This window comes from Solihabitans fulvus, assembly GCF_008386585.1.
In the GTDB taxonomy this organism is placed as follows: Bacteria; Actinomycetota; Actinomycetes; order Mycobacteriales; family Pseudonocardiaceae; genus Solihabitans; species Solihabitans fulvus.
On sequence record NZ_VUOB01000010.1, the window covers coordinates 306,963 to 324,837 of the forward strand.

Annotated in this window: 21 protein-coding genes; 1 reads left to right on the forward strand and 20 read right to left on the reverse strand. The window is 71.8% G+C overall.

What is annotated here, in order from left to right:
* Window positions 1-119: 119 nt before the first annotated feature.
* The 8 genes from ccsB to F0L68_RS07080 form a co-directional block, all read right to left on the reverse strand.
* Complete coding sequence (gene ccsB / locus F0L68_RS07045) at window positions 120-1,082, reverse strand: c-type cytochrome biogenesis protein CcsB (RefSeq protein WP_149848626.1); 963 nt, start codon at window positions 1,080-1,082, stop codon at window positions 120-122.
* Window positions 1,082-2,659: a cytochrome c biogenesis protein ResB gene (gene resB / locus F0L68_RS07050; protein WP_149848627.1), complete on the reverse strand. Its 1,578-nt coding sequence runs from the start codon at window positions 2,657-2,659 to the stop codon at window positions 1,082-1,084. The genes ccsB and resB overlap by 1 nt, the downstream gene beginning before the upstream one ends.
* Window positions 2,659-3,453 carry a cytochrome c biogenesis CcdA family protein gene (locus F0L68_RS07055; RefSeq protein ID WP_149848628.1) on the reverse strand — a complete coding sequence of 265 codons (795 nt, stop codon included), beginning with the start codon at window positions 3,451-3,453 and terminating at the stop codon, window positions 2,659-2,661. Before F0L68_RS07055 ends, resB begins: the two co-directional genes overlap by 1 nt.
* A gap of 52 nt (window positions 3,454-3,505) precedes the next feature.
* Window positions 3,506-4,051: a TlpA disulfide reductase family protein gene (locus F0L68_RS07060; RefSeq protein ID WP_149848749.1), complete on the reverse strand. Its 546-nt coding sequence runs from the start codon at window positions 4,049-4,051 to the stop codon at window positions 3,506-3,508.
* A gap of 41 nt (window positions 4,052-4,092) precedes the next feature.
* Window positions 4,093-4,722, reverse strand: coding sequence for a histidine phosphatase family protein (locus F0L68_RS07065; RefSeq protein WP_149848629.1), 630 nt, complete (start codon window positions 4,720-4,722; stop codon window positions 4,093-4,095).
* Entirely contained in the window at window positions 4,719-6,041 is a 1,323-nt protein-coding gene (gene hemL / locus F0L68_RS07070; protein WP_223198557.1) for a glutamate-1-semialdehyde 2,1-aminomutase, read from the reverse strand. Before hemL ends, F0L68_RS07065 begins: the two co-directional genes overlap by 4 nt.
* A 61-nt stretch (window positions 6,042-6,102) precedes the next feature.
* Window positions 6,103-6,948: a GNAT family N-acetyltransferase gene (locus F0L68_RS07075; protein ID WP_149848630.1), complete on the reverse strand. Its 846-nt coding sequence runs from the start codon at window positions 6,946-6,948 to the stop codon at window positions 6,103-6,105.
* A 35-nt stretch (window positions 6,949-6,983) separates the two neighbouring features.
* A complete protein-coding gene (locus F0L68_RS07080; RefSeq protein WP_149848631.1) occupies window positions 6,984-7,919 on the reverse strand; it encodes an NADP-dependent oxidoreductase in 936 nt (311 codons plus the stop codon).
* Between the two features lie 94 nt (window positions 7,920-8,013).
* On the opposite strand from F0L68_RS07080, the gene F0L68_RS07085 reads away from it, so the two are divergent.
* Window positions 8,014-8,997, forward strand: a complete 984-nt coding sequence (locus F0L68_RS07085; protein WP_223198573.1) for a GlxA family transcriptional regulator — start codon at window positions 8,014-8,016, stop codon at window positions 8,995-8,997.
* A 67-nt stretch (window positions 8,998-9,064) separates the two neighbouring features.
* Here the strand turns inward: F0L68_RS07085 and F0L68_RS07090 are convergent, their stop codons facing one another.
* The 12 genes from F0L68_RS07090 to hemB form a co-directional block, all read right to left on the reverse strand.
* Window positions 9,065-9,625, reverse strand: a complete 561-nt coding sequence (locus F0L68_RS07090) for a DUF5666 domain-containing protein (RefSeq protein WP_149848632.1) — start codon at window positions 9,623-9,625, stop codon at window positions 9,065-9,067.
* 17 nt (window positions 9,626-9,642) lie between these two features.
* Window positions 9,643-10,857 (reverse strand): ABC transporter permease, encoded by a 1,215-nt coding sequence (locus F0L68_RS07095; protein WP_149848633.1) that lies wholly within the window; start codon window positions 10,855-10,857, stop codon window positions 9,643-9,645.
* Window positions 10,854-11,543, reverse strand: coding sequence for an ABC transporter ATP-binding protein (locus tag F0L68_RS07100; RefSeq protein ID WP_149848634.1), 690 nt, complete (start codon window positions 11,541-11,543; stop codon window positions 10,854-10,856). Before F0L68_RS07100 ends, F0L68_RS07095 begins: the two co-directional genes overlap by 4 nt.
* Window positions 11,540-12,751, reverse strand: coding sequence for an efflux RND transporter periplasmic adaptor subunit (locus F0L68_RS07105; protein WP_149848635.1), 1,212 nt, complete (start codon window positions 12,749-12,751; stop codon window positions 11,540-11,542). Before F0L68_RS07105 ends, F0L68_RS07100 begins: the two co-directional genes overlap by 4 nt.
* Before the next feature lie 103 nt (window positions 12,752-12,854).
* Window positions 12,855-13,229, reverse strand: a complete 375-nt coding sequence (locus F0L68_RS07110) for a hypothetical protein (RefSeq protein WP_149848636.1) — start codon at window positions 13,227-13,229, stop codon at window positions 12,855-12,857.
* A gap of 57 nt (window positions 13,230-13,286) precedes the next feature.
* A complete protein-coding gene (gene mce1N, locus F0L68_RS07115) occupies window positions 13,287-13,736 on the reverse strand; it encodes a transport-regulating membrane protein Mce1N (protein ID WP_149848637.1) in 450 nt (149 codons plus the stop codon).
* Window positions 13,733-14,407 (reverse strand): hypothetical protein, encoded by a 675-nt coding sequence (locus F0L68_RS07120; RefSeq protein ID WP_149848638.1) that lies wholly within the window; start codon window positions 14,405-14,407, stop codon window positions 13,733-13,735. The genes mce1N and F0L68_RS07120 overlap by 4 nt, the downstream gene beginning before the upstream one ends.
* Before the next feature lie 15 nt (window positions 14,408-14,422).
* Window positions 14,423-15,088 (reverse strand): hypothetical protein, encoded by a 666-nt coding sequence (locus F0L68_RS07125; RefSeq protein WP_149848639.1) that lies wholly within the window; start codon window positions 15,086-15,088, stop codon window positions 14,423-14,425.
* A gap of 44 nt (window positions 15,089-15,132) precedes the next feature.
* Entirely contained in the window at window positions 15,133-15,561 is a 429-nt protein-coding gene (locus F0L68_RS07130; RefSeq protein WP_149848640.1) for a hypothetical protein, read from the reverse strand.
* Window positions 15,562-15,565: 4 nt separating this feature from the next.
* On the reverse strand, window positions 15,566-16,123 hold the full coding sequence (locus F0L68_RS07135) for a hypothetical protein (RefSeq protein ID WP_149848641.1): 558 nt from the start codon (window positions 16,121-16,123) through the stop codon (window positions 15,566-15,568).
* 105 nt (window positions 16,124-16,228) lie between these two features.
* Window positions 16,229-16,744, reverse strand: coding sequence for a hypothetical protein (locus F0L68_RS42205; protein ID WP_188316430.1), 516 nt, complete (start codon window positions 16,742-16,744; stop codon window positions 16,229-16,231).
* Window positions 16,741-17,718 (reverse strand): porphobilinogen synthase, encoded by a 978-nt coding sequence (gene hemB, locus F0L68_RS07145; RefSeq protein WP_149848642.1) that lies wholly within the window; start codon window positions 17,716-17,718, stop codon window positions 16,741-16,743. Before hemB ends, F0L68_RS42205 begins: the two co-directional genes overlap by 4 nt.
* Window positions 17,719-17,875: the final 157 nt, after the last annotated feature.

A 17,875-nucleotide genomic window follows, 5' to 3' on the forward strand; every position in this document is an offset into this window, starting at 1 on the left:
CTGGGGTCCTCCCTGAAACATGGGGGATCGAGCCCTCCCCGACCCCCGACTCGGGACGGTAGTCGCCGATCGGGTGTGGGTCGACACGGGGTTGCCAGTTTGGTATCGGGTGATACCGGTCAGCCGACGCCGGCGTAGGAGTGCAGGCCGGTCGTGACCAGGTTGACGAAGAACAGGTTGAACACCATGGTCGCGAAGCCGAGCACGTTGACCACCGCGGCCCTGGTGCCGCGCCAGCCCGCCGTGGCCCGCGCGTGCAGGTAGGCCGCGTAGATCACCCAGGCGACGAACGCCGTCGTCTCCTTCGGGTCCCAGCCCCAGAACCGGCCCCAGGCCGACTCGGCCCAGATCGCGCCGCAGATCAGGCCGAAGGTGTAGAGCGGGAAGGCGAACACGGTGGTGCGGTAGGCGAGCCGGTCGAGCACGTCGGCGGCGGGCAGCCGGGGCGCGAGCCGCGCGAAGCGACCGGGGTTGGCCTCGTTGGCCGCCCTGACCATGAACAGCAGGCTGACCACGCCGGGCACCAGCAGCATGCCGCTGGCGGCGGAGATCACCGAGACGTGGATGACCAGCCAATAGGACTGGAGCGCGGGCTGCACCGGGGCCGCGTCGGTGTAGAGCCCCATGCCGCCGATCAGCATCAGGATCACGACGGGCACCAGCACGAACGCGCCGAGGCGGCGGACCGGGAACTTGCGCAGCATCACCAGCCAGGTGACGACGGCGACCAGGCAGAACAGCGCGCCGTACTCGTACATGTTGCCCCACGGCACCCGCCCGGCGGCCAGGCCGCGCAGCACGAGCGAGCCGACGTGCAGCAGCACGCCGAGCACGGTGAGGGCCACGGCCATCCGGCCGAACCGCTCCGGCCTGTCGCGCTCGACGGGCCCGCTCGGCGCCTGCGGCTCGTCCAGGACGGTGTCGCCGCCGCCCGCGGTGACCAGCTCGCGCGCCTGCGCCCGCTTCGTCACCCGGCCGAACGCCTGCTCGACCAGGTAGAAGATCATCGCGAGGATGTAGACGGCGGCCGCGCTGGTGTAGGCCCAGTCGCTGAAGGTCGCCAGGTTCGTGTTGACCGGCATCAGCTCTCCCTCCCACCGCGCGCCGCCAACAGCAGCTCGCGGGACAAACTGGTGAACTCCTCGCCGTATCCGGCCTGGTCGGTGCGGGCGAGGCCGCCGACCTCGACAACGGTACGACCGGACGGGTCCCCGTCGCCCGTCGGGGTGGCGCGCACCCACAGCCTGCGCCGCTTGATCGCCAGCGAGGTGCCGAGGCCGAGAATGATCAGCACCGCGAAGCCGAGCACGTAGGTCTGGGTCGGGTCGTGCGCCACCTCGAGCGACACCCACTGGCCGACGCCGTCGAACGTGATCACGGTGCCGTCCGGCAGGTCGATGTGCTCGCCGACCTTGAGCTGCTGGCGCTTGACCTTCGTCAGCGCGCCCTTGGCCACCATCGACTGGTCGATGGTGAAGATCGACTGGCCGCGCCCCGAGTCGAGGCCGAGATCGCCCTGGTAGACGTCCACGGCGACCTCGGGGGCGCGCAGTTCAGGGAAGTTCGAGGTCAGCACGCCGTTCGGCGACACCCCGCTCGGCGCGAACAGGCCGGCGACCGCGAGCTGGCTTTTGCGCTGCTGCTCCGGGTCCGTGACGCCGGGGCGGTCGAACTTGGTGGCGCCCTCGGACAACAGGGTGATCGGGTCGTCCGGCTTCCACTGCGTCGCGCCGACGCGCGTCTGGCCGTCCGGGTACTTCACGGTGAACTTCGGCGTGTAGCCGTGCCCGAGCAGGTAGACCCGGTCGCCAGCGGTGCGCAGCGGGTCGTTCACCCGCAGGTCGTACGGCCGCCAGGTGCCGGTGCCGAGGTCGTCGCCGGACTGGTACTCGATCGGCGCGAGGTAGTCCTTGGCCTGCCCGTTGGGCAAGTAGCTGCCGTGGAAGTCCTTGACCTTCACGCAGAACTGGTCGAGGTCGGTGCCGTCGACGCGCAGGCCGGGCTTGAACGAGTCGAAGTTGTAGACGCCGGAGTTGCAGAACTCCGAGCCGTCGGCCTGCACGATGACCTGGCCCTCGTAGCTGTACATCTTGCCGATCGCGAAGGAGACCAGCAGGCCGAGCAGGGCGAAGTGGAACACCAGGTTCCCCGTCTCGCGCAGGAAACCGCGCTCGGCGCTGATGCTGCGCGCGCCGTCGGCCTCCTCGCGCTCGACCAGCCGCCAGCCGCGCAGCCGCTGCCGCGCGCCGGCCAGCACGTCGGCGACGCCGGTGTCCACAGTGGACCGCGCGTGGTGCGGCATCCGTTCGAGGCGGCGCGGCGTCAGCACCGGCTTGGCCCGCGCCTGCCTGGCGTACTCGACGGTGCGCGGCAGCAGGCAGCCGATCAGCGACACGAACAGCAGCACGTAGATCGCGGAGAACCAGACGCTGGCGTACACGTCGAAGAAGCCGAGCTGGCCGAGCAGCCTGCCCCACCAGCCGTGGTCGGCGATGTACTGGTCGACCTTGGGCGCGTTGAGCGAACGCTGCGGCAGCAGCGCGCCGGGCATCGCGGCCAGCGCCAACAGGAACAGCAGGGAGAGGGCGGTGCGCATGGCCGTCAGGCCGCGCCAGGTGTTGCGCAGGAACGCCAACACCGCGCGAGGTCGGCTGTCCATCAGAGCGGCACTCCCCCGTCCGTGGAGAACGAGATGCGTAGCCAGCCGACGAAGTCGCCCCACAGCCCGGTGACCAGCAGCACACCGACGATGATCAGCAGTACCCCGCCGAAGACCTGGACGCCGCGCACGTGCGCGCGCAGCCAGCCGGTCGCCCGAACCGCCCAGCGCGAGCCGAGCGCGATCAGCACGAACGGCACGCCGAGGCCGACGCAGTAGGCGAGGATCAGCAGCCCGCCGCGCAGCGTGGTCGGGCCGACCTGGGTTCCGCTGGCCAGCGCGAGCACCCCGCTCAGCGTCGGGCCGATGCAGGGCGCCCAGCCGAGCGCGAAGATCGCGCCGAGCAGCGGCGCGCCCCACAGGCCCGCGCGCGGGCGGCGGTGCAGCCGCAGATCGCGCTGGAAGAGCGGGATGAGGCCGACGAAGACCAGGCCCATCGCGATGGTGACGACGCCGCCGATGCGCTGCAACAGGTCGTTGTTGACGATCAGCGCGTCGGACAGGCCGAGCACGGCCATCATCGCGCAGGCGAAGACCACGGTGAACCCGAGCACGAACAGCAGCGCAGCCCCGGTGACCCGCCAGCGTCCCGTCCTGGCCGGCTCGTCCTCCGACACCGCGGGCGCCTCCGCGCCGACCAGCCCGGCCAGGTACGCGAGGTAGCCGGGCACGAGCGGGACCACGCACGGCGAGGCGAAGGAGACCGCCCCGGCGAGCAACGCGACCCCGGTGGCCAGCACCAGCGGCCCCGAGGTCGCGAGGTCGGTGGGATTCACACGGATGAGGGTAGGCATCGCAGTTGACACGCCGCGCACCGGCCGTCGTCAGCAGCGGCCCAGCTCACACTCACTTCTCGTTCGCCAGCGCCTGCACCGTCGGCAGCAGGTCGTCGGCCAACAGCGTCACCAGGAACACCGCGGCGACCCGGTGCTGCCGGTCCAGCACGATCGTCGACGGCACGGCGCTGCGCGGATATCCCTTGAACCCCAACAGGGCCCGGCCGGACTCGTCGAAAACGGACGGATAGGTGAGGCCGCGGTTCTTCACGAAGTCCTGCGCCGCGGTGCGCTGCGGGTCCTTCACGTTGATGCCCAGCACCTCGACGCCGGACGCCTTGGTCTGGTCGTAGACCTTCTGGAGCTCGGGGGTCTCGGCGCGGCACGGGCCGCACCAGGTGCCCCACAGGTTGAGCACCACGACCTTGCCCTGGAAGTCCGCCAGCGAGATCTGCTTGCCCTCCTCCATCAGGCTGTCGCCGGACAGGGGCGGGGCCGGTTTGCGGTCCGCGCCGTCGTAGTGGATCTTCGTCTGCCCGTTCGGGGCGACGAACTGGTAGTCGCCCTCCGGCGTCGCGCTGCCCTGGCCGGTGCTGCACCCGGCCAGCGCGAGCATGGCCCCGACCACCAGCGCCACGACCGGCGCGGACCGCCGCCTCACGCGCCGGTCACCTTCGGGTTGGTCGCGCCGGCCGGCTCGGTGTAGACGACCCGGACCAGGCGCTCGTCCTCGAACACCAGGCTGGTCAGCGACGCGAGCGAGCACTCCCGGCGCCTCGGGTCGTGCCACATCCGCTTGCCCTCGAGGAACCGCCGCAGCGTCCAGATCGGCAGCTGGTGCGAGACGCACACCGCCTCGTGGCCAGCGGCCGTGGCGCGCGCCCGCTGCGCCGCGCCGAGCATCCGGTGCGCGATCATCAGGTACGGCTCGCCCCAGGACGGCCGGAACGGGTTGCGCAGCTTCGACCAGTGCTTCGGCGAGCGCAGCGCGCCGTCGCCGACCGCGACCTTCAGCCCCTCGAACTGGTTGCCAGCCTCGATCAGCCGGTCGTCGGTGGCCAGCTCGAGCCGGTGCGAGTCGGAGATCGGGGCCGCGGTCTGCTGCGCGCGCTCCAGCGGCGACGCCACGACGTGCACGATGTCGTGGTCGGCGAGGTGCTCGGCCACCGTCAGCGCCTGGCGCTGGCCGCGCTCGGACAGCCGGAACCCCGGCAGCCTGCCGTAGAGGATGCCCGACGGGTTGTGCACCTCGCCGTGGCGCAGCAGGTGAACGACGGTGCTGGTCACTTGTCTCCCTCCGATGCGGCGGCCGCCGCTGCGGCGTGCGGCAGGGCCGCCGCGATCACCTCGAACGCGGCGTCGTCCAGCGCCGCGTTGACGAACCACGCCTCGAACGCGCTCGGCGGCCCGTACACGCCCCGGTCGAGCAGCGCGTGGAAGAACGGCGGGAACCGCCAGGTCTGCGCGGCCTGCGCGCCCGCGAAGTCCCGCACCGGCTCCTCGGTGAAGAACACGCTGACGAGGTTGCCGGCGTACTGCACGCGGTGCGGCACCCCGGCGGCCGTCAGCGACTCGGCGAACAGGTCGCCAAGCCGCCGCGCGTTGCGGTCCAGCGCCGCGTACACGGCGTCGTCCGCGGCGCGGAGGCTGGCCAGCCCGGCGGCCACCGCGACAGGGTTACCGGACAGCGTGCCGGCCTGGTAGACCGGGCCGACCGGGGCGAGCCGCGCCATCACGTCGGCGCGCCCGCCGAAGGCCGCGGCGGGCAGCCCGCCGGACATCACCTTGCCGAAGGTGTAGAGGTCGCCGGCGACGCCCTCAAGGCCGAACCAGCCGGACCGCGACACGCGGAAGCCGGTCATCACCTCGTCCATCACCAGCAGCGCGCCGTCGGCGTGGCAGAGGTCCCGCAGCGCGGCGTTGAAGCCGGCGTCCGGGGCGACCGCGCCCATGTTGCCGGCGGCGGCCTCGGTGATCACGCAGGCGATCTCGCCGGGGTGCTCGGCGAACGCGGCGCGCACCGCGTCGAGGTCGTTGTAGGGCAGCACCAGCGTGTCCGCGGCCTGCGCGCCGGTGACACCTGGCGAGGTCGGCAGCCCGAGCGTGGCCACGCCGGAGCCGGCCTGCGCGAGCAGCGCGTCGACGTGCCCGTGGTAACAGCCGGCGAACTTGACGATCATGCGGCGGCCGGTGAAGCCCCTGGCCAGCCGGATCGCGCTCATCGTCGCCTCGGTGCCCGAGTTGACCAGCCGGACCTGCTCGACCGGCTCGACCCTGGCGATGATCTCCTCGGCGAGCAGGATCTCGCCCTCGGTCGGTGTGCCGAAGGACAGCCCGGCCCCTGCGGCCGCGCGCACGGCGGCGACGACCTCGGGGTGGGCGTGGCCGAGGATCATCGGCCCCCACGAGCTGACCAGGTCGACGTACCGGTTGCCGTCGGCGTCCCACAGGTGCGGGCCCTCGCCGCGCACCATGAACCTCGGGGTGCCGCCGACCGAGTGGAACGCCCGCACCGGCGAGTTCACTCCACCAGGGATGGCCTCGGCTGCCCGTTCGAACAGGGCCTGCGACCGACGCGCGACCCCGTGCTCCACGTTCGCTGTCACGGGCTCCAGTCTCACACGCCCGCCAGTGTGTCCCCCGTCACGCTCGACGACTGCGCGCTCCCTAAGAGAAGTCGTACCCGGTGAAGTCGGCGACCCGGACGTAGCCGATTCGCCGATAGAGGGCGTTGCTGGTTGCGTTGGCGGGGTCCGCGAACAGCACGACGTCCGTCGCGCCCCCGGCCAGCGCGGCCCTGCTCGCCTCGACCGTCACGGCGCCCGCGTAGCCGCGCCCCCTGAGGTGGGCCGGGGTGTAGACGGGGTCAACCCGGACCATGCCGCCGACCATCGGCGTCGAGCCCGCCATCGAGACGGGAGTGCCGTCCGGGGTCTCCCAGAACGTGAAGTGCTTGTCGCCGAAGCGCGAGGCGGCCCAGGAGTCGGCGTCGACCGCGGGTGTCTCGCCGACGGCGGCGACGAACTCACCGCACCAGCGGAGGAGTTGCGCCCGCTCGTCCACCACCCGGCCCCGGCCGGCCGGGACCGGCTCCGGCGGGGTCAGCGTGCCGAGCCGGTATAGGCGGGCCCGCCAGGTTGGCGCCGACGCCGCGCCCGCGTGCCGCTGCTGCGCCTGCGCGAACGCGGTGGCGGTGTCGTGGTCCGCGACGACGCCGGAGACGGCGTGGCCGAGGCCGACCAGGTGCGCGGCGAGGGTGTCGGCTTGCTCTGGGGAGAGCGCGGTGACGGTCAGGCGGCGGGTCGGCCTGACGTAGCAGACGGCGCGGACCTCGCCCGCCGACTCCAGCCGGCCGAAGACGGTGCCGCCGGACGCGTCCGCCCCGCGGATTCGCAGCTTCTCGATCGCCGTCAGCGGCGTGTTGTGCAGGGCGGGGCGCGAACGCAGGAAGTCCCCTGCACGGCCGAGAAAGTCGTCGATGTCGTCGGTGAGGTGCCAGCCATTCGGGCGCATGCCTCATGATCGCCGATCCGAGCCTGCCTTCGAGGTCACTCGGCCACGGTGAGGACGAGTTTGCCGGTCGTGCGACCGGTCTGGCCGCGCCGGTGTGCCTCGGCGGCCTGCTCCAGCGGCAGCGCGCCGTCGATCTCGACGCGCAGGCAGCCCTCGTCGACCAGCGCGGCGATCGCCTTCATGCCGGCGTGATCGGCCTCGACGGTCAGGTACTCCCGCCGGACGCCGCGCTCCTTGGCCACGGCGTCGATGTTCTCGGCCTGCGCGAAGACGATGGCGACGAGGACGCCGCCGGGCCGCATCGTGTACAGCGAGCGCAGGCCGTAGTCGTGGCCGACGGCGTCGAGCACGACGTCGACGTCCCGGACCGTCTCGGCGAAGTCGGTCCGCGTGTAGTCGACCACCTCGTCTGCGCCGAGCCCGAGGACGAACTCGCGCTTGGCCGTGCTGGCGGTGCCGATCACGTACGCGCCGAGCGCCTTGGCGATCTGCACGGCGAGGTGGCCCACCCCGCCTGCCGCGGCGTGCACGAGCACCCGCTGGCCCGGCCGGACGTCCGCGGTGTCCACCAGGGCCTGCCAGGCGGTGAGCGCGGCCACCGGCAGCGCGGCGGCCTGGACGTGGTCGATCCCAGCCGGCTTGACGGCGAAGTTCCGCGCCGGGGCGGCCACGTACTCGGCGTAGGCGCCGGCGCCGCGCGGGTAGTCGAGCATGCCGAAGACCTCGTCGCCCGGCTTGCGGAGCGTCACACCCAGGCCGACGGCCTCGACGACGCCGGACACGTCCCAGCCGACGACGAACGGCGGCGTGCCGAGGTAGAGGCCCGTCGTGCGGTGCAGCCAGTCGGTCGGGTTGACACCAGCGGCGTGCACGCGGACCAGGATGTCGGAGGGCCCGAGCGTCGGCAGGTCGCGTTCGACGACGGTGAGGACCTCGGGGCCGCCAAGGACTTCCTGGCTGATCGCGCGCATCACGGTTTCCTTCCTCGCTGCCGTTCCGGGTGTGGAACGACTGCGGTCAGCCTGCCGGCGCGACCGAACGGCGGAAAGTGGCCTGATGGCCATCATGTGCAAGGATCTGGCCATGCACCGCGTCGTCGTGCTCGCCCTGGACCGCGTCTACCCGTTCGAGCTGGGGATCCCGGCACGGATCTTCGGCGCGGCACGCGGCCCCGATGGCGAGCAGCTCTACGAGGTGGTCACCTGCTCGCTGGACGGCGGACCGGTCGCCACCTCCGCCGACTTCGCCATCGTGGTTGAACACGGCATCGAGGCGCTCGCGACCGCGGACACCCTGGTCATCGCGCCGTTCACCTGGGAGCCCCCGGACGAGGACGTGCCCGTGGCGCCCGCCGACGTCTTCGACGCGCTGCGGCCAGGCACCCGCGTCGTGTCGATCTGCACCGCGGCCGTGCTGCTCGCCGCGGCCGGCCTGCTCGACGGCCGCCCGGCGACCACGCACTGGTGGGAGGCCGAACGCTGCCAACAGCTGTTCCCCAAGGTGAACTGGGACGCGGACGTGCTGTTCGTCGACGACGGCGACGTGCTCACCTCGGCCGGGGTGGCCGCCGGGGTCGACCTGTGCGTGCACATCGTCCGGCGCGACCACGGCAGCGCGGTCGCCAACCGCGCGGCCCGGCACTGCGTCGTGCCGCCCTGGCGCGACGGCGGGCAGGCGCAGTACATCGAACGCCCCGTGCCCGGTCCGTCGACGGCCACGACCGCGGCCACCCGCGCCTGGGCGCTGCGGCTGCTCGACCGTCCGCTGCCGCTGACCGAGCTCGCCGGGCACGCCAGGATGAGCGTGCGGACCTTCAGCCGCCGCTTCCGGCAGGAAGTCGGCATGAGCCCCGGCGACTGGCTGATCCGGCAGCGGGTGGAGCTGGCCCGACACCTGCTGGAGGACAGCGACCTGCCCATGGACCAGATCGCTCGCCGCGCCGGGTTCGGCACGGCGGCCTCGCTCCGCCAACACCTGCACACCGCGATCGGCGTGTCGCCGCTGGCCTACCGGCGGACGTTCCGCGCGGCCGACGACCCGGCGGGCTGACCGCCGAACGGCCCCGTGGCGCGTCCGGCGGACCGCCAAGGGGCCGTTTCAGCGCGCGACCGAGGGGTCAGCCCTGCGGCGCCTGGCGGATGATCGTGTTGGCGGTGACCGCGCCGCTCTGGTCGGGCTGGCCCTGCACCGCAACCGGGTCGCCTGCCTTGAGGTCGGTCAACGCGCCCGGCGCGGTCAGCTCCACCTTGGTCGAGTCGGAGGTGGTGACCTTCACGACGGTCCCGTCCTGGCGCTTCACGTAGACGGTGTTGCCGTCGACGTGGTCGATAGTGCCGACCGTGCCGCCCCTGCCCTGCCCCTGGCCAGGCGCGCCGCTCGGGCGGGTGCCGCTCGGGCGCGAGCCGCTCGGCCTGGTGCCGTTGTACCCGCCCCTGCCCTGCCCCTGGCCCTGCGCGGTGTTCGACGACGACGAGGACGAGCCGAGCGCCTGGTTGGTGAAGATCCCGCCGACGAACGCGACCACGACGAGCACCACGATGCCGAGGCCGATGGTGAGCTTGCTGACGGGACGCCGCGCGGCCAGCTCCGCGTCGAGGTTGCCGTCCTTGGCCGGCTGCGCGAGCAGCTTCTCGGCGTCGCTGGTCGGCGGCGGGACGTCCGAAGATGGCACCGACATTGACTTCTCCTTGCTGGTCATTCGTGTCGAAGAGCTTCGATGGGGCGCAGCGACGCCGCGCGGCTGGCCGGATAGCTGCCGAAGAACAGGCCGATCAGCGCGGACACGCCGAACGCGAGCAGCACCGAGGACGGCACCAACACCGGCTGGATGCCGGAGATGGTGAAGCGGCTGCCGATCACCCCCGTCGCCACGCCGAGCGCGCCGCCGAACAGGCTGAGCAGCGTCGCCTCCGCGAGGAACTGGCCGAGCACCGCCGCCTTCGGCGCGCCGACCGCCTTGCGGATGCCGATCTCCCTGATCCGCTCGGTCACCGTGACGAGCATGATGTTGGTGACGCCGATCCCGCCTACCAGCAGCGAGATCGCCGCCACCGCCGCGAGCAGCACCGTGAAAGTCTGCGTGGTCTGGGTTCGGGTGGTGAGCAGCTGTTCCTGGCTGAGCACCCGGTAGTCCGGGGCGCCGCCGTCGGCGATGCGGTGCCGCGCGTTGAGGATCGCGGTCAGCTCGGCCTGCGCGGCCGGCAGCGCGTCGGCGGACGCCGCCTGCACGACGATCTGGTTCAAGCCGCCGTAACCGGCCAGCGAGTTCTGCACGGCGCTCAGCGGCGCGTACGCGGTGTCGTCGGCGTCCTGTAGGCCGCTGGAGCCCTTCGGGTTGAGCACGCCGACGACGGTGAACTGGATGCTGTTGACCAACACCGCCTTGCCGACGGGGTCGACGGTGCCGAACAGCGCGGTCGCCGCCGTCGGCCCGAGCAGCAGGACCTTGCGGGCCTGGGTCTGGTCGTCCTGGGTGAACGCGCTGCCGCTGGCCACCGAGTTGTTCGTGGTCGGCAGGTACTCCGGGTAGGTCCCGGTGAACTGGGCGATGTCGTGGCTGGCGTCGCCGTAGCTCGCGGTGACCGAGGCGGTCACCACCGGGGAGGCCGACCTGATGTCCGGCGCGCCCTGCGGGTCGACCAGCGCCTTGGCGTCGCCGACGGTGAGCTGCCTGGTGACCGCGGCCGCCGCCGCGCCGCCGCCGAACGCGCGCTGCGGCGACACGGTCAGCACGTTGGTGCCGAGCCCGGCGATGCTCTGCTGCACGGCAACCGATGCCCCGTTGCCGACCGCGATCAGCAGGATCACCGCGGCGACGCCGATGGTGATGCCCAGCGTGGTCAGCGCGGAGCGGAGCTTGTTGGACACCAGGCCGCGCAACGCGAACCGCAGCACCTCGACGGCGTTCACCTGGTCGCCCCCACCGTCGTCGCGACCCTGCCGTCGACGACCCGGATCAGCCGGGAGGCGTGGTGGGCGACGTCGTCCTCGTGCGTGATCATCACGATCGTCCGGCCGCTCGCGTTGAGCCGGTCGAACACGCCGAGCACCTCGGCGCTGCTGGCGCTGTCGAGGTTGCCGGTCGGCTCGTCGGCCAGCACCATCGCCGGCCCGGTCACCAGCGCCCGCGCCACCGCGACGCGCTGCTGCTGGCCGCCGGACAGCTCGTTGGGCAGGTGCTGCGCCCGGTCGGCCAGGCCGACCAGTTCGAGCGCGGCGAACGCGCGTTCCCTGCGCTGCTTGCGCCGCATTCCCGAGTACACCAACGGAAGCTCCACGTTGGCGAGCGCGGTCGTGCGCGGGATGAGGTTGAAGGACTGGAAGACGAACCCGATCTTCCTGTTGCGCACCAAGGAGAGCTGGCGTTCCTCGAAGTCGCCGACGTCGATGCCGTCCAGCTTGTAGCTGCCCGAGGTCGGCACGTCCAGGCAGCCCAACATGTTGAGCAGCGTGGACTTTCCCGAGCCGGATGCGCCCATGATCGCGAGGTACTCGCCCGGCCACACGGTGAGGTCGACGCCGCGCAGCGCGTGCACCGCGTTCGGCCCGCTGCCGTAGGTCTTGGTCAGCCCGGTGACCTCGATGACGGGCGTCACTTGCCGCCGCCCGTCCCCGTACGGCCGGTGCCGGTGCCAAGGCCGGGGAAGCTGCCGCCGCCCCGATTGTTGTTCTGGCTGCCCTGCGTGGTGGTTCCGGTGGACAGCACCACCTGGTCGCCCTCGGCGAGCCCCGAGGTGATCTGCACCAGGGACTCGCTGCGCACGCCGATCTCCACCGTCTTGGTCTGCTGCTGGCCGCCGGACAGCACCGTCACGGTGTGCTGGGTGCCGGAGCCCTGCAACGCGGCCGACGGGATGGCCAGCGCGTTGTCGGCCTTGGCCACGGTGATCGCGACGCTCGCGGACTGGCCGGGCAACAGGCCGGCTGGCGGGCTGGTCAGCGCGAGCGTGACGCCGTACTGCACGACGTTGTTGCTGGTGGTCGGGGTCAGGTCGACCTGGCCGACCCTGGCGGCCACCGGCGTGTCCGGCAGCGCGTTGACGGTGACCGTGGCGTCCTGCTGCGCCTTGATCTTGGCCACGTCGATCTCCGCGACCGAGGCGTGCACCTGGAGCGCGGTCATGTTGGTGATGGTCAGGAATCCCGTGCTGCCCGACGAGGCGCTGCTCGCGGTGCCGCTGCCGGACTTCGCCGAGGTGCCCTGCGAGCCGCTGGAGGAGGAGCCGCTCGACGAGCCGCTGCCGACCTTCTGGCCGACCGCGCCGGTGATCGCGGTGACGGTGCCGGCGCCCGGCGCGGTCAGCACCGTCGCGGTCACCGCGTCCTGGGCCTGGTCGACGGCGAGCTGCGCCTGGTCGACGGCCGCCTGCAACTGGTTGGCGCTCGGCGGGGTCGCCGCGGTGCCGCCCTTCGTCGTGGTGGCCGGCGCGACGGAGGCGTTGTACTGGTTCTCCTGCGCGACCGCGAGGTTGTCCTTGGCCACGGTCAGCTGCTGGTTGGCCTGCGCCGGGTTGAGCTTGGCGAGCGTCTGGCCGGCGGCGACCACGTCGCCGATCTTCACGTCCAGCTCGCTGACGGTTCCGCTCGTGCTGAAGTCGGCGCTGCTGGTGTAGCTGCTCTGCACCGTGCCGGCGGCCGAGACCGTCTCGACGACGCTGGTCTTGTTGACCGAGATGGTGCGCACCCCGGTCGCCGCCGTGTTGCCCTTGCCGGGCCACAGCAGCTCGTAGCCGCCCCAGGCGACACCGAGCAGCAGCACGATCAGCACACCGTTGACGACCCAAGCACGACGCCCGCGTTTCATGCGGCAATCCTGTGCAGCGCAGGTGTCAGCTTCCTGGAAGGAAGCTGGGAATTCCCTGAAGGTCGGGCGGGGCCGTCCGAGTGAACGGCCCAGGGCACTACGCCTAGGCTGCGGCCGCCTCGAGAGCCTGCTTGCGCCTGCCGGGCCGGACGCGCATCGCGAGCAGCAGCTGCCGGACCGCGTCGAGCACGATGATCCCCGCCGCCGTGCCGAGCGCGACCGCGCCGGCCATCCAGCTGCCGACGAAGCGGGTCGCCGGCAACGGGTCGTGGCCCTCGATCGGGAAGGTGTAGCGGATCACGCCGTTGCGCCAGCACTGCACGGCGAGGAACACCAGCAGCGCGACGACCAGGACCTCGACCACCGCGACGATCGCCCGCCTCGGCTGGTTCAGACTGGCGGACCGGTGCTGACCGGCCGCGCCGAACGCCGCCGCGTCCGTGGCGTCCGCGTCGTCGGTGGCCTGCGGTGCTGTCACACCCGGCAGCTTCTCACAGGTCGACTCACAGGTCGACCAGGCTGCGCAGGCCACCCCTCAGTCAGGAGCGACCAGGCCGCGCAGGACCTCCTGGAGCCGCGTCACGTCCCGCGCCCACGCGAGCACGACGGTGCCGTCCTCGAGCCGTACCGGCAGCCCGGTCGTGCCGCGTGGCGGTGTCCACCCGCCGCCGAGCACCCTGGCCCCCGCCGGCAGCCCGACGTCGGTCACCTCGACGACGCGCGCCACCGACAGCGACTCCCTGCCCTGGTGCAGCGCGAACGGCGTCAGCCGGACCGAGCAGATCCGTCGCCTGCCCTGCACCCACACCAGCGCGGCCAACGCCAGCGCGAGACCGACCAGCAGCCACAGCATCGGCCCGGTCGGCCCGGTCAGCGCCTCGACGCCCCACCCGAGCAGCGCGAACGCGGGCCCCCACAGCACGGGCCACCAGGTCGCCCCCGGCTCGGCGAACAGCACCGGGGCTGGCTCGTCCGGCCCGGTCACCGGTTCGCGGCGAACGAGTTCGCGGCGGCGACGAACTGGTTCGACGGCGGCAGGAACGTCAGCACCAGCGCGGCCACCGTGCTCAGCAGGATGATCCCGGCGATCGCCAGGTCGACGGGGGTGGACAACACGTCCTCGGACGCGCTGCTCGACATGCCGAAGGCCACGGAGATGGCCCGGAGGGCGCCGACGACGACGCCGAGCCCGCCGAGGATGGCCAACAGGATCTGCGCCCAGCGTCGGCCGGCCCGCAGCTTGACCGCCGCGATCACGAACGGCACGGCCAGGGCCGCGAGCGCCACCACGATGATGGCGACCGTGATCGTGAAGCCGGTATCGGCGTCGGTGCGCCTGATCCCGCTGCCCCGCATCGTGCCGTTGACGAAGCCGTTCCAGTGCAGCAGGAAGAACGTCCACGGTCCGAGCACCCACAGGGCGGTGGCGCCGAGCCAGCACCAGAACGCGGCCACGATCGTGGCCGGCCGCGCGGGCAGCGGCCGTTGCTCGCCGACACCGGACAGCTGCGGCACGCCGGGATAGCCGGGCAACTGGGCCTGCTGGGGGTACTGGGCCTGGGGATACTGCTGCTGAAGGTACTGCTGCTGCGGGAACTGCGGGTCGGGGTACTGCTGCTGGGGATACTGCGGGTCGGGGTACTGGGGGCTGGACATGCCGTGCTCTCCTGGTCAGGGGGTGTTCGCGGCGAAGTACGGCTTCACCGGCGGCAGGAAGCTCAGTGTCGCCGCCGCCAGCGGCAGCACCAAACGCAACACCAGCACGGTGATCGCCGTCGGGGACAGGTCGACGCCGTCGACGAGGTTCTCCACCGTGACGATCAGGCCGAGCACCGCCCCGCCGCACAGCGCCAGCCGCCCGCCCCAGTTGCCGGACAGCAACAGGAAGGCCGCCCACAGGAAGCCAAGGGCCACGCAGGACAACAGAAAGACCTGAAGGAGCACGCCGACTCGCACGCCAGAGTCGCCGAACTGATCGCCCTGCTCGGCCAGATCGCGCGCCAGCGCGCCGAGCGGCCAGGCCAGCACCGCGAGCACCCACAGCCAGAACGAGGCGACCACCGTCACCGGCCTGCGCAGCGGCGCGCTCACCGACTGGGCCTCGTTCATCATCCCCGGATAGCCGCCGAGGAAACCGCCCTGCGGCTGCTGCACGGGAAACCCCGGCTGCTGCGCAACGCCGGGCTGCGGAAAGCCCGCCTGCGGCATAAAACTTGGCTGCGGCGTGAAGTCGGGCTGCTGCGGAAAACCGGGCTGCTGTTGGCCTTGCGGCGTGAGCCCTGGCTGCGGCGTTGCCGGTTCACCCTGCGGGTTTTCGGGCGGTGTCGACTCATCCATGTTGGTCCCCGCCACCTTCCGCCCAGCGACGGCCGCGTGACCCGTTATTGGGCCAGCCACCGTCGCGTGCTCCCCCGCCAGGTTAGCGCGACGCCGAGGATGATCAGGGCGGCAACGAGGAAGTTCGGCACCGAGACTCCGTTGATGAGCATGACGAAGAAGTGCAGGCCTGCCACCACGGTCAGCAGCACGCGGGCCCAGCTGCGGCCCTTCCACAGCAGCACCGCGAGGCCGGCGTAGCTGGCCCCGAAGAACACCGAGGCGATGGTGTTCTGGATCAGCAGGCTGTGCGTCAGGTCGTCGGCCCTGTCGACGGCGACGTAGTTCCCTGAGATGAGCTGGCGGCGCACCGCGTCCTTGGTGAACCACAGGATCGCGGTGATCAGCAGCCCGAAGACGGCGAGCGCGAGCCACACCCCCACCGCGGCGCGCAGCGCCCTCGGCGGGGGTGTCGGCTCAGTCGAGTCGGCCACGTTGTTAGCTGGCCTTGAAGTAACGGCTCGACTCGCCCTTGAACATGAACACGATCGCGCCGATGACCACGATCAGCTCGACGATGCCGAGCAGGGCCTGGATCGCGCCGAGCGCGCCGACACTGAACAGAATGCCGATGGCGAGCAGGCCGAGCAGCTGGGCGAGGATGCTCAGGCCGCCGAGCACGGTCAGCACGATCCTGGCCCAGTTCGCGCCGCCGCGCATCTGGAAGATCAGCACCACCCAGAGCGCGAGGATCACCAGGGAGAAGATCGCGCTGCCGTAGCTGGGCGAGCTCTGCTGGAGCGCCGTGCCCAGCTTCTCGTTGGTCTTGTTGAGCACGTCCTGCGCGGTGGCGAAGCTGATCAGGTTCGCCACCAGGCCGACGATGACGGAGGCGATCCAGAGCTGGAACGCCGTGTCGACGGCCTTGGGCTTCGCGACGGCGACGGACCGCATCTCGCTGTCGCTGACCGGCGGAGCCGGCGGTAGGTAGCCGCCCTGTTGGGGCTGGTCCTGCGGAGGCTGCCCCTGCTGGTTTGGATCGTATGGATTCGTCACGGTCGGAGACGGTAGGACTGCCGGTGGTGGGTGTCCACCGGAATGGGCAACCCGTTAACAACCTGTCGTAAAATTTCTTTTACGAGTCTCTCTTCGAGGTCCGGATCAGCGCCGACGGACGAAGTGGCCGGCCGAACCCCGCACGTACATCAGGGTCAGGGCCACCGCGTCGACGAGCAGGCCGAGCACGCTGAGCGAGACGTCCAGCGCGCCGATCCGCACGCCGAACGCGGGCGCCACACCCGAGGCGATGCCGATCAGCCCGATCACGCCGACCAGCAGCCCGCCGCCGCCGAGCACCGTCAGCACCACCCGTGCCCAGTTGAGGCCGCGGGCCATCCGGTTCGCCAGGAACGCGTAGAGCAGCAGCAGCGCGCCGGCCAGCAGCAGGCCGAACACCACCGAACCGGACGCCTCGGCGTCGAGCTGGTCCTGGGTGAGGCCCGCGTTGCTCTGCCGGAGCAGGTCGATGAGCTGCTGCCGGTCGCCCAGCTGGATGATCGACCGCACCGCGCTCAGCGCCGCGCTGCCGATCCACAGCCACCGGGACAGGTTCACCAGTTTGGGTGGCTCCGGCCACCGTGGCGCCTTGGGCACCGCGTCGGTCAGGCCGTCGCTCACGTCGTCGCCAGCCAGCGCGACGCCTCGACGGCCCAGTAGGTCAGCACGATGTCCGCGCCGGCCCGGTGGATCGAGGTCAGCATCTCGAGCACGGTCCGCTGCCGGTCCAGCCAGCCGTTGGCGAAGGCGGCCTCGGCCATCGCGTACTCCCCGGACACCTGGTAGGCGGCGACGGGCACGTCGGAGACCTCGGCGACCGAGCGCAGCACGTCGAGGTAGGCGAGGGCGGGCTTGACCATCACCAGGTCCGCGCCCTCGGCCAGGTCGAGGGCGAGCTCGCGGAGCGACTCGCGCGCGTTGGCCGGGTCCTGCTGGTACGCCTTGCGGTCGCCGGTGAGCTGCGAGTCGACCGCCTCGCGGAACGGCCCGTAGAACGCGGAGGCGTACTTGACCGAGTAGGCGAGCACGCTGGCGTCGGTGTGGCCTGCATCGTCGAGGGCGTGGCGGATCACGCCGATCTGGCCGTCCATCATCCCGCTCGGCCCGACCACGTGCGCGCCAGCCTCGACCTGCGCGACGGCCATCTCCGCGTACACCTCGAGGGTGGCGTCGTTGTCGACGGTGCCGTCGGCGGCGAGGACCCCGCAGTGGCCGTGATCGGTGAACTCGTCGAGACAGCAGTCCGCCATCAGCACGGTCGAGTCGCCGAGCTCGGCGCGCAGATCGCGCAGCGCGACGTTGAGGATGCCGTCCGGGTCGGTCGCGCCGGAGCCGACGGCGTCGCGCTGCTCCGGCACGCCGAACAGCATCAGCCCGCCGACGCCGGCCTGCACGGCCTCGACCGCGGCCTTGCGCAGCGAGTCGCGGCTGTGCTGGACGACGCCGGGCATCGAGGCGATCGGGATCGGCCCGGTCGCGCCCTCCCTGACGAACATCGGCAACACCAGCTGCCTCGGTCGCACGCTCGTCTCGCTGACCAGCCGACGCATGGCCGGGGTGGTGCGCAACCGCCGGGGACGGTGGGACGGAAACACGGGTGCACTCCCTTTCGAGGGAACTCTCGCGCGCAGGGGCCGCGCGGCAACGCAGCGCGACTGTTCACGGTCGAGGATACGAGCCCGCGCTCCCACCCATCCCACCTACGTCACGAAGGGCGCCTTCCTGACACGCAGTGTCCGGAAGGCGCCCTTC

What these genes read in the sequence shown, in the direction of transcription:
- ccsB (WP_149848626.1), bottom strand. Translation starts at nt 1,082, where the DNA reads ATGCCGGTCAACACGAACCTGGCGACCTTCAGCGACTGGGCCTACACC.
- resB (WP_149848627.1), bottom strand. Translation starts at nt 2,659, where the DNA reads ATGGACAGCCGACCTCGCGCGGTGTTGGCGTTCCTGCGCAACACCTGG.
- F0L68_RS07055 (WP_149848628.1), bottom strand. Translation starts at nt 3,453, where the DNA reads ATGCCTACCCTCATCCGTGTGAATCCCACCGACCTCGCGACCTCGGGG.
- F0L68_RS07060 (WP_149848749.1), bottom strand. Translation starts at nt 4,051, where the DNA reads ATGCTCGCGCTGGCCGGGTGCAGCACCGGCCAGGGCAGCGCGACGCCG.
- F0L68_RS07075 (WP_149848630.1), bottom strand. Translation starts at nt 6,948, where the DNA reads ATGCGCCCGAATGGCTGGCACCTCACCGACGACATCGACGACTTTCTC.
- F0L68_RS07080 (WP_149848631.1), bottom strand. Translation starts at nt 7,919, where the DNA reads ATGCGCGCGATCAGCCAGGAAGTCCTTGGCGGCCCCGAGGTCCTCACC.
- F0L68_RS07085 (WP_223198573.1), top strand. Translation starts at nt 8,014, where the DNA reads ATGTGCAAGGATCTGGCCATGCACCGCGTCGTCGTGCTCGCCCTGGAC.
- F0L68_RS07090 (WP_149848632.1), bottom strand. Translation starts at nt 9,625, where the DNA reads ATGTCGGTGCCATCTTCGGACGTCCCGCCGCCGACCAGCGACGCCGAG.
- F0L68_RS07105 (WP_149848635.1), bottom strand. Translation starts at nt 12,751, where the DNA reads ATGAAACGCGGGCGTCGTGCTTGGGTCGTCAACGGTGTGCTGATCGTG.
- F0L68_RS07120 (WP_149848638.1), bottom strand. Translation starts at nt 14,407, where the DNA reads ATGTCCAGCCCCCAGTACCCCGACCCGCAGTATCCCCAGCAGCAGTAC.
- F0L68_RS07125 (WP_149848639.1), bottom strand. Translation starts at nt 15,088, where the DNA reads ATGGATGAGTCGACACCGCCCGAAAACCCGCAGGGTGAACCGGCAACG.